The sequence below is a fragment of the Streptomyces roseirectus genome, assembly GCF_014489635.1.
GTDB lineage: Bacteria > Actinomycetota > Actinomycetes > Streptomycetales > Streptomycetaceae > Streptomyces > Streptomyces roseirectus.
The window spans coordinates 4,261,923-4,276,020 of the sequence record NZ_CP060828.1; the positions used below are offsets into that span (position 1 = coordinate 4,261,923).

14 protein-coding genes are annotated in these 14,098 nt (G+C 70.1%); 6 read left to right on the forward strand and 8 right to left on the reverse strand.

From position 1 onward, the window contains the following. Position 1: 1 nt before the first annotated feature. Together IAG44_RS17710 and IAG44_RS42955 are read right to left on the reverse strand one after the other, a co-directional pair. A complete protein-coding gene (locus tag IAG44_RS17710) occupies positions 2-577 on the reverse strand; it encodes a hypothetical protein (protein WP_187748067.1) in 576 nt (191 codons plus the stop codon). After that, positions 574-2,826, reverse strand: a complete 2,253-nt coding sequence (locus IAG44_RS42955) for a hypothetical protein (protein WP_223006796.1) — start codon at positions 2,824-2,826, stop codon at positions 574-576. Before IAG44_RS42955 ends, IAG44_RS17710 begins: the two co-directional genes overlap by 4 nt. A 310-nt stretch (positions 2,827-3,136) precedes the next feature. On the opposite strand from IAG44_RS42955, the gene IAG44_RS17730 reads away from it, so the two are divergent. The 3 genes from IAG44_RS17730 to IAG44_RS17740 all read left to right on the forward strand — a co-directional run bounded on the left by IAG44_RS17730 (position 3,137) and on the right by IAG44_RS17740 (position 5,978). Continuing rightward, positions 3,137-3,559, forward strand: a complete 423-nt coding sequence (locus tag IAG44_RS17730; RefSeq protein WP_187748071.1) for an amino acid ABC transporter permease — start codon at positions 3,137-3,139, stop codon at positions 3,557-3,559. Beyond that, entirely contained in the window at positions 3,556-5,352 is a 1,797-nt protein-coding gene (locus tag IAG44_RS17735) for an alpha/beta hydrolase (RefSeq protein WP_343075742.1), read from the forward strand. The genes IAG44_RS17730 and IAG44_RS17735 overlap by 4 nt, the downstream gene beginning before the upstream one ends. A 107-nt stretch (positions 5,353-5,459) precedes the next feature. After that, positions 5,460-5,978, forward strand: coding sequence for a hypothetical protein (locus tag IAG44_RS17740; protein ID WP_246564099.1), 519 nt, complete (start codon positions 5,460-5,462; stop codon positions 5,976-5,978). Positions 5,979-6,310: 332 nt separating this feature from the next. On the opposite strand, the gene IAG44_RS17745 is transcribed toward IAG44_RS17740, so the two are convergent. The 5 genes from IAG44_RS17745 to IAG44_RS17765 all read right to left on the reverse strand — a co-directional run bounded on the left by IAG44_RS17745 (position 6,311) and on the right by IAG44_RS17765 (position 9,506). Continuing rightward, the gene (locus IAG44_RS17745) at positions 6,311-7,384 is read right to left on the reverse strand and encodes an HAD family hydrolase (protein ID WP_187748073.1); all 1,074 of its coding nucleotides are present in this window, start codon (positions 7,382-7,384) and stop codon (positions 6,311-6,313) included. Between the two features lie 112 nt (positions 7,385-7,496). Then, positions 7,497-7,688: a hypothetical protein gene (locus IAG44_RS17750; RefSeq protein WP_187748074.1), complete on the reverse strand. Its 192-nt coding sequence runs from the start codon at positions 7,686-7,688 to the stop codon at positions 7,497-7,499. Further along, a complete protein-coding gene (locus IAG44_RS17755; RefSeq protein ID WP_187748075.1) occupies positions 7,675-7,908 on the reverse strand; it encodes a hypothetical protein in 234 nt (77 codons plus the stop codon). Before IAG44_RS17755 ends, IAG44_RS17750 begins: the two co-directional genes overlap by 14 nt. After that, entirely contained in the window at positions 7,905-8,111 is a 207-nt protein-coding gene (locus tag IAG44_RS17760) for a hypothetical protein (protein WP_187748076.1), read from the reverse strand. The genes IAG44_RS17755 and IAG44_RS17760 overlap by 4 nt, the downstream gene beginning before the upstream one ends. Before the next feature lie 183 nt (positions 8,112-8,294). Beyond that, complete coding sequence (locus IAG44_RS17765; RefSeq protein ID WP_187748077.1) at positions 8,295-9,506, reverse strand: helix-turn-helix domain-containing protein; 1,212 nt, start codon at positions 9,504-9,506, stop codon at positions 8,295-8,297. Between the two features lie 331 nt (positions 9,507-9,837). Between IAG44_RS17765 and IAG44_RS17770 the strand changes: the two genes are divergently transcribed. Further along, positions 9,838-10,212 (forward strand): hypothetical protein, encoded by a 375-nt coding sequence (locus tag IAG44_RS17770; protein ID WP_187748078.1) that lies wholly within the window; start codon positions 9,838-9,840, stop codon positions 10,210-10,212. A 132-nt stretch (positions 10,213-10,344) separates the two neighbouring features. Here the strand turns inward: IAG44_RS17770 and IAG44_RS17775 are convergent, their stop codons facing one another. After that, the gene (locus tag IAG44_RS17775; RefSeq protein ID WP_187748079.1) at positions 10,345-11,589 is read right to left on the reverse strand and encodes a hypothetical protein; all 1,245 of its coding nucleotides are present in this window, start codon (positions 11,587-11,589) and stop codon (positions 10,345-10,347) included. A gap of 898 nt (positions 11,590-12,487) precedes the next feature. Here IAG44_RS17775 and IAG44_RS17780 point away from each other — a divergent pair. Together IAG44_RS17780 and IAG44_RS17785 are read left to right on the forward strand one after the other, a co-directional pair. Beyond that, positions 12,488-13,588: a GNAT family N-acetyltransferase gene (locus IAG44_RS17780; protein WP_187748080.1), complete on the forward strand. Its 1,101-nt coding sequence runs from the start codon at positions 12,488-12,490 to the stop codon at positions 13,586-13,588. Then, positions 13,585-14,076 carry a hypothetical protein gene (locus tag IAG44_RS17785; protein WP_187748081.1) on the forward strand — a complete coding sequence of 164 codons (492 nt, stop codon included), beginning with the start codon at positions 13,585-13,587 and terminating at the stop codon, positions 14,074-14,076. The genes IAG44_RS17780 and IAG44_RS17785 overlap by 4 nt, the downstream gene beginning before the upstream one ends. Positions 14,077-14,098 lie beyond the last annotated feature (22 nt).

Consider the following 14,098-nt stretch of genomic DNA (forward strand, 5'->3'; position numbering starts at 1 on the left):
TTCAGGCCGCCGTCACGATCGTCACGGCCAGCATGACCGTCTGAGCCTGGGTGAGGGTCATCCCCGGGACGGTCCACACCGCCACCGACGTCAGCAGGAGCGCCGCCGGCAGCGGGAGTCTGCCCGGCACCGTGCGGATCGCCGTCCGGGTCGTCGCCGTCGCCACCGTGCCCGCGTGGCGGTCGTGGTGCGTCACCAGCAGGGGCATCAGGCGCCAGGCGGCCAGTTCCGGCCAGCCCTTCGGCTCCACGGCCGTGCGGACGATCCTTCTGATCGCGCGGGCGGCGTCGGCGGCGTCACCGGTCAGGGGCGGGCGGGTCGTCGGGGGGCGGTGCGGGAGGCAGAGGGGGAGCAGGGCCAGGGCGAGGACGGGGTGGACGGTCAGGACCGCCACGAGACGGACGGTCCTGTCCACGGCGAAGCCCGCCAGGCCCGCGCGCCAGGCGCTGCCCAGGCAGCAGAGGGCCAGGGCCAGCGCGAGGACGCCCACCGGATCGCCCGGCGAGGCATGCGACGTCCACCAGCCGAGGGAGGCGCCGGCGGCGGTCGTGACATAGGGGACGGCGGGGTGCGTCATGTGGGCTCCGGGGTGGCGGGGATCAGGCGCAGCACACACGCCCCCCTCGCACGGGCGTGGTCAAGTGCCGTCGCCAGCGCGGGAGTCGGGGGCGCGGCGAGGCAGATCAGGACGGGGGTGTCGGGGAGGTGCGCGGTGAGCCGGGCGGCGGTGACGGTCGACCAGGTGGCCTCGTCCAAGTCCGCGCCGTCGGTGTACTCGGCGGACAGGAAGGCATACGGGAGGGCGTCCGCCAGGGGGGCGAGGTCCGGGGGCAACGGGCGGGCGCCCAAGGTGACATTGTCGACCAGGCCGGCGAAGCCGAGGCGCAGCGGATCAGGCGGAACCAACAACACCGGGCCCGTGGTCGACGTCATGAGCCTGCGCAGGACGTCCGTGGCGGCACGGTACGTGACGAGACACACGGAGGCACCGGGCGCGACACGCACCTCCCTGACGGGGAACCCCGGCTGGACCAGGCGGATACGGAGGCCGCCGCCGGGGAGCGGGCGGACGGTCAGGTGCTCGCCGGGGGTGTGGGGGGTGCCGGGGGTACGGGGTTCGCCGGGGGCGCCGGGCTCTCGGGGGGCGCCGGGGTCGCGGGGTTCACCGGAGGCGCGGGGTACGCCGAGGGCGCCGGGGTCACGGGGCTCGCCGGGGTTACGGGGTTCACCGGAGGCGCGGGGCTCACCGGAGGCGCGGGGTTCACCGAGGGCGCCGGGGGTGCGGGGTGCGCCGGGTGCGCCGGGGGTGCGGGGTGCGCCGGGGGCGCCGGGGTCATGGGGCTCGCCGGGGTTACGGGGCTCACCGGAGGCGCGGGGTTCACCGAGGGCGCCGGGGGTGCGGGGTGCGCCGGGGGCGCCGGGGTCATGGGGCTCGCCGGGGTTACGGGGCTCACCGGAGGCGCGGGGTACGCCGAGGGCGCCGGGGGTGCGGGGTGCGCCGGGGGCGCCGGGGTCATGGGGGGCGCCGGGCTCTCTGGGGGTACCGGGGTCGCGGGGGGCGCCGGGGTTACAGGGCTCGCGGGGGTCGCGGGGGTCGCGGGGTTCGCCAGGCGTGCGGGGCGCGGGCGTCCCTGTGGGGGTCCCTGCCGCCGTCAGCACCAGCGCCCGCACCCGGCGCAGCGCGGTGACGCCGTGCCGCACCGCCGTGAGATCCCTCGGGCCGACGGCGGCCCGATACAGCAGAACGGCGGCCAGCACCGCCCCCGCCTCCAACCCCGGCCGAGAGCCCGCCACGAGAAACGCCGTCAGCGCGAGACCGAGCGCGGACCCCCGCGCGACGAGGGGCCGCCACCGGGCACGCCGAGCGAGGGCCAGCCATTGCGCACGCCCGAACTCGGCGTCGGTGTGGGCGGGTTGTCGGGGCTGGGCGGCGTTGGTGCGGGCATGCTGCCCGGCCTGGACAGCGTCGGTGCGGGCGGGTTGCTGAAGCTGGACGGCGTCGGCGCAGGCATGGCGTCGGCCCCGTACAGCGTTGGTGCGGGCAAGTTGCCCGACCTGGACGACGTCGGCGCGGACGAGTTGCTGAAGCTGGACAGCGCCGACGCGGGCGGATCGCTGAGGCTGGACGGCATCGGTGCGGGCGGATCGCTGGACCTGGACAGCGTCGGCGCGGGCATGCTGCCTGACCTGGACGGCGTCGCCTGAGGCGGATCGCCGGACCCCCATGACGATGTCGCGGACATGTCGCCGGGCCCTTATGCCGACGCCGAAGGCGAGTTGCCGGACCCTCATGGCGGCGTCGAAAACGTGTCGCCGCACCCGCACGCCCCCGCCGAGCACCGCCACCCCGGCGCACGCCCACCCCGCCGGGGCGTATGCCGCGCCGAGCGCCCCGCACACTCCGCCCACGACCACGACGTCCCGCACGAGCCGCGCCCCCGGCCCCACCAACGTCCCCGGCTTCGGCTCCCACCGCACCGCGACCCCCGCCGCCGCGTGCACGGCGTCCCCCAACTCCCGGTCCCCCGCGTCCAGTCGCCCGTCCTCCGCCGCCCCCGCGATGACCCCCAGCACAGTCCGCCGGGCCGCGTGATCAACCGCGCGGGCCGCGCGGGGCACGAGAACCGCGTCCAGCGTCCCGGCCACCCACCACACCACACCACACCCGACGAGCCCGTACCCGAGACCCCCCTGCCCGCCGCCCCGCAGAAGCACCAGAACCGCCCCGACCTGCGCCACCGCGCCGCACAGGGTGACCACGAGAAGCCCCCAGAGAACGGAGAGAGAGGGCGGACGCCGAGCGAGGAACTGCCGGCGGACTCTCACGACACACGACTCCTGGCTCAACGACAGACACGACCGGAACAGCCACCGGCCCCACCGCCACCCTCACAACTCCCCCGGCCCCGCTGAAAGGCCCGTTCCTCGGGACGAAACACGGGTGGGACGACCCACGTTGTGGACGCCGCCGTGTCAGTGTTCGGTCGTGCTGGGAGTAAGTACGCATACTCAGTGCCGATTTGAGTGATCCCACGGGCGTCGCACAGCACCCCCACCCGTAATCTTTGTCATGGCAGCCTCACCAGACACGAGCAGAAGCGAAACGGGGCTCGGGACATGGGGAGGGTGACCGCCGATGGCATGGGACGAGTGGGAACAGCTCAAGGCACAGGCCGCCGAGCGGCATACCTCTCATACCCGGCTCAACAGCGCCTCGGCTGACGGCTCGGGCGGCACCGGCACGCTCAAGCACAAAGGCGGCCCTTGGACAAAAGCGGCCGGTACGGCGGACGAACTACAGACCAGCACCGTAACCTCCGGTGTCGACCTCCGCGCCGCGCACGACGGGATCAGCGGCAGCCTCGAAGGGCTGGTCAGCCTCAGCACGCTGAAGACCGTTCTCACCTCCTGGGACGAACGCCTCAGTGCTGTCCGTGACGAGTGCGGCGACCTGGAGCCCAAACTGCGGCAGGTCGCCAAGGACATGGGCGAAGTCGACGCGGCGGCGGCCGACAAGACCAAGAGCGTCCAGGTGCCCGACACGAGGAAAGCGGAGTGACGATCACTTCCGGACTGACCTGGCCACAGCTTCGAGACCTCAAGCTGTCCGAGCTGACCGACGCGGCCGACGGGTGGAACGCCGCGTCGAAGCATGCCGGATCGGCACGCGAACGGGTGGACGGCGACATGAGCGGCAGCCTCGCCAAGACCCAGGAGAGCGAGTCGGCGACGGCCGCAGTCAAACGGTTGAAACGGCTCAGCGAGAACTACCACTACATCCACACCGAGTGCGCTCTCGTGCGGGCCTCGGTCGAAGCGCTGGGGATCGAACTCGCCGCTCCGCAGAAGCAGTTGCGGGACGCGCTGGAGGATGCGGCGGCCAACTGCTACACCGTCCACGCGGACGGGCGGATCGACTACCCGGCCGGTGGCAAGAACGCGATGACCGGCGAGCTGGTTCCCGGGGGAACCGTGGTGGGCAACAACGGCCTGATCGGCTCCGGCAACAGCGGCCTCCGCCGCGACGGCAACGGTATGTACTCTCCCGGCATGGGGCCTGGCGCACCGGCGTTGAAGAGCCCCAACCCCCATCTCGCGAAAGCTCAGGAGATCGCCGACCGCATCGCCCGCGCCCTGCGCGAGGCACGTGAGATCGATGACCGCTACAACTCCGCGCTGGGGAAACTGAAGGCCGCTCCGGGCCTCACGGTCGACACCAGGACCTGGGCCGACGTGGCCGCCGACGTCAACGCGGTGAGCGGCGCGGCGCAGAACTACCTCGCCGATCACCTGCCGTTCGACAAGTCGCCGGCCGACCGCAAGGAATGGTGGGACCACCTCAGCGAGGAACAGCGCGAGGAGTACCTCACGTCTTTCCCAGACGTCATCGGAAACCTCGACGGAATCCCTTCCGCCGTCCGCGACGAAGCGAACAGGGAGAATCTGACGCTCCTTATCGCGAAGCTGGACGGGCAGCCCGAGTCGAAAGACATGCTGGCGGGGCTGAAGGGGATACAGACGAAGCTCCAGGAAACCGTCGACCCTCCCATGTATCTGCTGGGCATCGGCGACCGGGGGAACGGCCGCGCCATTGTCAGCTACGGGGATCCTGACACGTCGAAGAACGTCGCCGCTTATGTCCCGGGGCTGGGCACCAAGCTTGACAAGGACTTTGCCAATGGCACCTTGGATCGGGCGCTTTACACGAAAATGGGCGCTGACCGGCACGACAGTGATTCAACTGCTTCCATAGTCTGGCTCGGGTACGACGCACCCCAGTCCATCGATGTCGCGTCCACCACCTCCGCAGAACACGGGGCCCCCGACTACAACAGCTTCATGGACGGAATCACCGCGACCAACGGCCAGAAGGACCTCCACCTCACAGCGATCGGGCACTCGTACGGGTCCCGCATGGTCGGGGAAGCGGCCATGCGGCCAGGGGGCATCCCCGGGGCGGATGACATCATCCTGCTCGGCAGCCCCGGCACCGGAGCCGACAATGCGTCCCAACTGAACGTCGGCGCCGATCATGTGTTCGTCGGATCCGCCCAGAATGACCCCGTCACCTGGCTGCCCTCGAAAGCGGGAGTACTCACCGGTCCGGTCCTCAGCACTCTGCTCATGCCCGAGCACGACCAGAACTGGTTCGGGACGGACCCTGCGAGCGAGGCTTTCGGCGGCAGGCGATTCAAGGTGGCTGACGGCCCACTTCCCATCGTGGCAGGCCAGGGACCAACACCCGCCCACTCCAACTACTTCAACCCCGCCATCGATCCAGCCTCGGCAGACAACATCGCTAGGATCGTAGCCGGTAAATCCGACTCCATCACGACTGAGGCACCTCGATGAAATTCCGACTGAAATTGGCTTGCAGTATCGTATTCACTCTCGCCGTTTCTGGCTGCACGGGAAACTCTGCCGATTCCGGAAAAGCTGGAGGAATTTCCAAGGTGAATATGCAGCAGGCTGCCGAGTCGGCCGACCAAATCGTTCAGAGGACGCTTTCATCGGTTGTCCCGCCCTTGCAGTGGACCCATCAGACTTCGACCGACACGCTCTGCCTCGATGCCACCTCGGACAGCCACGAACTTGGAGCGGTCACGCGGAGGGCCGTGGTCATGACGAAGGTCTCGGCTGAGCGAAGGGGCGGGCTGCTCGGGGTGGTGGAGCGGAACTGGAAGAAGAGCGGCTACAAGATCACCAGTGTCAACTCGGACAAGGAGTCTCCGGCGATCTTCGCAGAAACCCCTGACGGGTATCGCCTCGGTCTCATTGTCGGCAGCGCGGGCCAGTTCTTCCTCGAAGTGGCGACCCCGTGCGCAAAGAAATCCGACGTCGCCAGGCCCAAGACCAAGGCCGCCGGGCAGGACTACTACGAGCGGAAAGTACCTGGCCCCAACGTCGACGACGCTTTCTGGTCGGCCAAGGAACCTCTCCCCTCGACTTCGCCCACGTCACCGAGCGGCAACTCGTGAAGTAGCCGAAGGACGGGTGGAGAGGGGGACGTCGTTCGGGAACAACCCCGTGCTCGTGCGCCCCACGCCCTGCTTGAGGAGCCGGCGATCAGCGTGCTGTTCGGGAGCGCGAACTCCTGTGTCCTGCCCGCCCTGACGCGGTGAGTACGGCGTCGAGTTGCCGTCTCTGCTCACCGCTCAGGCAGGAGCGCGCAACGGGGTGGTCCAGGATGTCGCGGGCGGCGTAGGCGTCGAGGCTCGCCACATCGGCGACGGCTTGCGGTAAGAGGGCGTCGTGGCAGCTACCGAGCCGGCGCCCGCCACACACCTCGCACGCCGCGGTGCGGGAGTTCCTACAGGTCGGTTAGGCCAAGCACCTCACGCAGACGCCTCGCCACCACTTTCTCGTCCAGCGCCAGGAGCGGCGTGATGCCGAGCCTGTGGGCGGCCGCAAGGTTCTCTTCGCTGTCGTCGACGAACAGGCACCGCCCGGCCGGCACCCCGAGCTTGTCGAGCACCAGGCGGAAGACGGCGGGATCGGGCTTCCGTACTCCGTGCTCTGCGGAGAGCACGACTTCGTCGAAGGTGCCGTGCAAGTCGAACCCGGCGTAGGGGTCGTACGGCTCCCGCCCGAGGCTGTTGGACAACACCGCGGTCCTGATCCCGGCAGCCCGTGCTTGCCGGGCCACGTTGAGCACCTGGTGCGCAGGGAAGGCGTCGTGAAGGTACCGGGCCATCAGGTTGTCGGGCGCGACGCCCATCAGGGCAGCGAACCCTCTGTTCCAGTCGGGCTGCGTGATCTCGCCGAGTTCGAGCTGCCGGAACAGTTCCTGCCCTCGTGGGTCGGCCCAGGCGCGGAGAAACGTCCCTCGGGCGATCCTCTCCCGGTCCTCGAAGTAGGAGATCACCTCGACCATGTTGAAGGTCAGGACACCGAAGAAGTCGAAGATCAGGCCCGTGTACTTGGGCTCTGCTGTCGTCGCCATTCCCAAAGCGTACGGGCCGTCCTGCGGGCGCCGCCGCCCCAGCCCATCAGGGAGAAAGCTCTGTGCATCGCGCGTGACTTCCTCCCGCAAGGGGTTAAAGATCTCCCACGAGTGCTCGCGCGGGTGGCTCGCGACCAGATAGCACGCCTCGGGGTCGTCGCCGTCCGATACCGCCTCGCACGCGGGCGCGGAGACGAACTCCCCTGCCCCGTCAGCCCACCAGCGCCACCACAGATTTCCGGTTCCGTCGTCCCACTCCTTCACATACACGCAGTGCGCGCCGTCCATCTCGTGTTCCACGGCGAGTTCACAGCGCACGGGAACGGCGCACTGGGCGTACTCCTTGACGGGGACGGTTTCGCCGTGGGCCTCTGCTGCGGCGACGAGATCCGGCAGGGGCAGGACGGAAATCGATCCGCACGCCCGCACTGTCATCGTCATGGGGCGATCCTTTCTGTTGAAGGCGTTTACGACATCACCCCGGCGACGATCCATGCGATGGTCACGGCCCACATGACCGCCGCCATGACGACGACGATGGTGCACAGGGTCCTCACACGGGCTCCAGAGCATCCGGGGGCGCGTCCCATTCGATGCCACCGCCTTCGGGACGCACGTACGCGTACAGCTTGGATTCGCGGTACTCGGAATTGGGGTTCGTGTGCTCGCGCTCGATCAGGTCCATGAGGACGCCCGTGCGCTGTCCGTCCGTGACCAACTTCCCGATGTGCTCAGCGGTGACCATTGCTCGCCTCCTCCGCGCACTCGGTGCAGTCGGGGTAGGGGCAGGGGGCGAACGTCTGAGTGGGGAGTTCGATCTCGCCGGTTCGGGGGTTGAGGACGCCGCCGTACTCGGTCCGCCAGTCCGTCAGGGATGCCGCGTCAGTTTCTTCTTCCGTGCCGTCCATGAGCTGGACGAGCTGAGGCTTGCCGAGGGCGCTGGCGCGGGTGTTGGGCCAGTTCACCGGGTGGCCTCCTTGGCGGGCCTGCCGGGTCCCTTCGGGTAGTAGCAGAAGTAGTGCCGGTAGTCGGGGAGCGCTTGCCCGTTCGTGGTGTGGTCGGCGGCGAGGCGTACGACCCGCGCTCCCATGCCGATCAAGGACTTGCAGTCGGCGCAGGTGTGTCCCCGGGGCGCATAGGTCGAGTAGGCGACCGGGGTGGCCGGCACGGCTCGAACAACTCTTCTACGCCGCCCGCTCGGGCTTGTACTGTTGCCCATCGTCATCAACCTCCACGTGGTTGGTGGCCAGGCCCCCGGACGCTCGAACGTCGCGGGGGTTCCTTTCAGCAGGCCAGCAAACCGGTGGAGAGGGGAGGTCGGGCAGGGACGTAGCGCCCTAGTTTTGGGTCCTTAACTCACCACGCCAAGGAACTCGGCCAGTTTCCGCAGGCCAGGGGGTCGGTACGAGCCCGCCCAGAGGTCCGTGACGATGGCGACCGCGAGGGTGTGGTGTCGCATCCACCCTGGAGCGATCTTCCTGAGACTTTCAAGTGCCTTGACGGCGCCTTCTGGATTGTCCAGGTCCGTGTGCGCCCGTGCCACGTCCAGCAAGAGCCATGTGCGCCACGAGGGTGGAGTGTCAGAGCTGAGCCGCATGGACTTCGCCAACGAAAGCGCTTCTGCGGGCTTTTCGTGCTGCACCGCGAGGCGAACCCGTTCGATTCGGACGGATGAACGGCTGAATACGGAAACCATCTTTCCGTTGGAGGAGGTCGGAAAATCCTTGAGCCGTTTCGTCGCCTCCTCCGCCTTGGTCATCATGTCGTTCGCTGTTTCATAGTCCCCGGAACGGGCGAAGGAGGTGGCTGCGGACATGATGAGCCCTCCCCAGACCTTCAATCCGTCGGCACCCTTTTCGCTCTCTTTCTCGATGGAGTCAGCGGCGTGAATTGCTAGATTTCCTGCGTCATCCAGCCGGTTCTGTCGCTGGTAGTTCCATGCGACGCTGTTGCTGATCATCGAAGAAAGCAGGGGATCGGATGAGTCGGAGGCGGCGTTCATCGCGCGCTCAAGGGCGCTCAGAGCCAGATCCGTTTTCCCCAGCCTGATAGCGAGATGCCCGGCCAGTTGGAGCGACTTGCCGAGTGCCGCTTGTCCCTCTCCCCGCTCGTCCACGCTGCCTACGGAGGCGGCGAAGCGAGCGTCATTGATGATCCCGGGCAACACATCCATGAGAGCGCCGAATTGGGCGTTGTGATACAGCGTCCACCCCTCGGAAATCTCCCGACGGAGCAGCGGCAGAGAAAGGCGCTCGACGTCGGTCGGTTCAGGGAGAGGGGAAAACAGTGGAGGTGCGATGGCACGGCGGATCGCGACCAGTTGAGGCGGGTCGGCATCACCGGTGGAGGGAGCGCCCGGCGGGTCCCCGAGAAGGGCGGTCAACTCAACACCCAACCCGCGAGCCAGGTCGTGCAGGGTGGGGAGGCGCGCGCTGTGCTTCCGCTTCTGCTCAAGCCGTGCGATCACATCAAGGGACACCCCGGAGCTTTCCGACAGCTCCAGTTGCGTGAGGTCTGCGAGTCGGCGGAGACGCTTGAGGCGGTCTCCCAGGTGCTCAGCCATGCAATCAGGCTACGCCGACACGCAACGGACGCTCAGGTGCTTCGTGACCCCTCTCCGACAGCCCCGCGGTTGCCCCCGTTCAGAGGCGCGAACTCCTGTGTCCTGCCCGCTCCGACGGCTGGCCGCATCGGCGCACTCCTGGTCGAGAGCGCCGTTCGCTCATAACCGAACGGAAGATCACAGAACTCAACTTCCGGTCTGCAAAGGGTGAGTTGGGTGCTACGGTGCTGCGCACAACAACAAAAAGTGGCCCCACCAGGACTCGGAGTGTTGGAAGCACTCCGCTGATGGGGCCGTGACGACATCTCTGTCTTGGAAGGACTCTGTCGCCGTGCGCCACTCTATCGCGCGCGCCATTTCGGCGTGCCTGCACATCCTGCTCTCGTACCTCCTCCCCGCCACGGGCACCCGCCGCAAGCCCCTCGCCGCAGCGGCCCCCGTCCCGCCGGAGACGAGCCAGCCGTACGTCAGCCCCTGGACCCGTCCGTGGACCAGCCCCAGCAAGGAAGAAGCCGCCGCGATCTTCCGCCGCCAGGCAGAAGCGGACGCCACACGCGAACGCCTCCAGCAGGAACGCCGACGAGCAGCGGCCTACGCGACGCTGGGCATCGACTACCCCTACACCTACGACGGCGCCCCCTTCGGCCCCGCCGCGTTCACCGACGCGGGCCCCGGCCCGACCCATGGGCAACGGCTTTCCGCCTGATCAACGCGGCCGCCTGGAAGCACCGGGCACAGCTGGTGGCATCCCGGAGCACGACCGCTCCGGGATGCCACCAGGGGGCCGGACGCCGCGTGTGCGCCGCCTCCCGGAACAGCGCCCCGTCCCCCACCAACGTCAGCCCCGTTCCGAAGCCTCTGCCTCGTCCAGTACGCGTAGTGCGGTCTCGGCGGAGTGGGTGGTGGGGTTCCAGCGGAGGCGGAAGGTGGGGGCTGGGGGGCAGGGAGGGAGAAGGGGTGGTGGGGGCGGGGAGGGGTGCCACCACGGGGTGGGGGGTGGGAGGAGGTGGGGGTGGAGGAGGGGTGGGGTTTCGTTCGGGGGGATTCGGGTCGCTGTCGGGGATTTGGTGGTGGTGGGTTCGAGGAGGGCGATGCGGGTGAGGGGGGCGCCGGCTGAGGTGGGGGTGTGGAGGAGGCGGTGGAGTTCCGTCTGGGTGAGGAGGGCTTTGGAGGGCGGGGACGGGGCGGAGGGGGTGTCGCCCTCGCGCGGCAACTCGTCGCCGTGGCTCAGCAGCCCGCCGCCGTCGCGCAGCGGCCTCGCTCCGTCGCGCAGCAGCCTCTCGCCGTGGCCCAGCAGCCCATCGCCGTCGCACAGCGACCCGGCGCCGTGGCCCGGCAGCCTGCCGTCCTCGCGCAGTGGTTTCTCGGCGTGGCGTAGCAGTCGTGCTGTGTAGACGCGTTCGGCGTGGCCGGTGGCGTGGAGGGTGCCTGGGGCGAAGCGGGCGGCTACGGCGGCGCCGGCGATGTGCCAGTGGTTGTCGCCGGGGAGGAGGATGCTGCGGTCGCCCGCGATGAAGGCGCCGCCTCGGGCGGCGAGGGCCAGGGCGAGGGTGGTTTTGCCGGTGCCGGAGGCGCCTGCGAAGAGGGTGGCGTGGGGGGCGGTGGCGGCGGATGCGTGGATGGTTGTGCCGCCCAGCTCGGTGAGGGTCACGTTGAGGAGTTCGGCGGCCAGGGTCTCGGCGGGGCGGAAGCGGTTGGGGCCACGGTCGTCGCGCAGGACCAGCCAGTCGTTGCCGCCCCTGTGGACGTACGCGTAGGCGCCGTCCGCCGGGACCCATGCCGGGTAGCCCTCGATGGTCGTGCGGTGGTGGAGGACGTCGCGGATTCGGACGACGGGACCGTCCGCCGTCTGCCCCGTTCGCCCTGCCCGCCCCGTCCACCACTCGGCGGCCGTTCCCGTCCGCACCTCGATCCTGAACGTGCGCAGGGGTTCGGCGTACGGCAGGTGGTCCTCGGTGACCGACAAGTGCTCGGTGAACCAGCGGTGTTCGGCCGGGTCACCGCTCGTCAGCTCCCATCCGACCGGGCCCCAGGCCAGCCGGGTCCGGTTCGCCGCCGGGACGGAAGCGCCGGGGCGGGGCACGGGGCCGGTGGGTCGGGGGACGGGACCGCCGGGACGAGGCGCGGGACCGTCAGGTCGGGACACGGGACCGCCGGGCCGGGACACAGGACCGGTGGGTCGGAGCACGGGACCGCCGGGGCGAGGCGCGGGACCGTCAGGGCGGGGCACGGGCTGAAGCTCCACGGCATCGGCTCTTCGAGGCGGGCGCCGGGGCGGGCGCGGGGCGAGTACAGGACGAGTGCGGGGTGAGCGGGACGAGTGTGGGTGAGTACAGGGCGAGTGCGGGTGAGTACGGGACGGGCGGACGCGGGTCAACTCCCGGCGTGGCCCAACCCGCCGATCCGACAGAACCGCCCGACCCACGATGCCCGCACCCCCCGCCCACTACAGCCACCGGTTCCGCACCACGAAACGCCACCGCCACCCCCGCCCTCGACCACTCCAACCGCACCCACCCCGATCCCGGCCGCCCCGACCGCACTCACCCCAACCCCGGCCGCCCCGACCACCCCGGTCCCGGCCACTCCGGCCCCAACCACACCCACTCCGCTCACACCGAACCCGGTCACCCCAACCCCGGTTGCCCCCACCCCAACCATCCCGACGGCACCCGCCCCGGCTCCGGCCGCCCTGACCCCGGGGGCTCCGGCCCTGGCCGGAAATGCACAATCTCCCACCACCCCGGCCCCCCTCACACCGTCCGCCAAGCCCAGCCCCACCGCCCCACATGCCACCACCTCCACCTCCACCAACACCCCCGCCTCTGCCGACACTCCGCCCCCTCCCACTGCCGCCACCGCCACCGCCACCACTCCATCCCCACTCCCCCACCTCCGCTACCACCCCGCCCCCCACCCCCGTTCCACCCGAAGAAACCCCCCCTTACCCCACCCCCCACCACCCCCCAGGATGTCCCCCCATGACACCAACCGCCCCGCACCCCCCGGCCCGACCGGACACCCCCCGCGAAGGCGACCCACCGCTCCCCGGCGTCCGCATGGACACCCACATCCCCACCCCCCTCTGGGACGAACTCACCGCCGAGGCGGGTGACAGCGTGCTGCCGAGCCAGACCTCGGGCTGGCGGGACGCGGTGTGTGCGAACGGTTGGCAGGACGCGTCACGCGTGTACACGTGGCCGGACGGCACGAGGCTGCTCGTGCCGTTGGTGTGCTCGGCGGAGACGGGGACGTACGCGTCGTGGCCGGAGGGCTGGGGGGTGGGCGGGGTAGTGGGACGCCCGGGGGCGTTGACACCCGAGCGCGCGCGGACGGTCGTGGAGGACCTGGCCGCACTCCCCGCGAGGGAGGTGTACCTGCGCCCGGACACGGCGTCGACGGCGCTGTGGGAGCCGTTGATGCCGAAGGGCACCACCAGAAACCCCCGCATGACCCAGGTCCTCGACCTGACCGGCGGCTTCGAGAAGGTCTGGCGGGACAGCTTCACGAAGCGGGCGAGAGGCGCGGTACGGAGGGCGGAACGCTCGGGGTTGGACGTGGAACGGGACGGCACGGGCCGCCTCGTCCCGGAGTTCCAGCGCCTGTTCGAGCTGTCCGCGACGCGCTGGGCGAGGCAGGCGGACACCACCCCCAACGGCACCCCCGGCAACACCCTTGACGGCACCCCCGACGACGTCTTGCGCAGAGTGCGCGAGAAGAACCCGCCCACCAAGTTCGCGGCGGTCGCCCGCCACCTGGGCAACGCCTGCCAGATATGGCTGGCATCACGCGAGAACACCCCGATCGCCGCCCTGATGGCCCTGCACCACGGCCCCCAGACCGTGTACTGGGCCGCAGCGATGGACAAGGAGGCCGCCGGCCAGAGCCAGGCCCCCACGTACCTCGTCCACCTGATGATCGAGGACGCCTGCGCGCGCGGCGCCCGGACCCTGCACATGGGCGACACCTACCCCGGCACCTCGGTGACGAGGTTCAAGGCGGCCTTCGGGCCCGCGGAACACCACACGGCCGGCTTCCGGATCCCCGGCTCCGGCGCGACGCGAGAGGAAGGCACGACATGACCGACCGCCCGAAGAAGGACCGCCACTGGAGGACCCACTACCGGCTGGGCGACCTCACGGTGTGGGGCACGTCCCTGGACAGCGCGGAGCGCCGCCTGCACGCGCCGCACACCGAGCCCGCGGACCTCGGCCTCTACCTCGACGAACGCTGGCGCGACGAGGCCGACGCCCGACGCCCGCACTTCGTCTTCTGGCCCACGCTGGAGGCCCCCGTCGAGTCGGCGCTCCTCCTCACCCACGTCCGGGACCTCGCCGCCGAGCTCCGCGACGGCGCGACCCTCGAAGTCGCCTGCTTCGGCGGCCACGGCCGCACCGGCGCCGCGCTCGCCTGCCTCGACATGGCGGTCACCGGCGTGAACGCGCGCACGGCCGTGGACCGGGTCCGCCACGAGTACTGCCCCCACGCGGTGGGCTCCCCGGAACTGGAACGGTTCGTCCTGAGCGCGGAGAAGACACTGGTGCCGGGTGGCACGCGGACGACGGCTTGAGCATCGACGACGGCAACGGCGT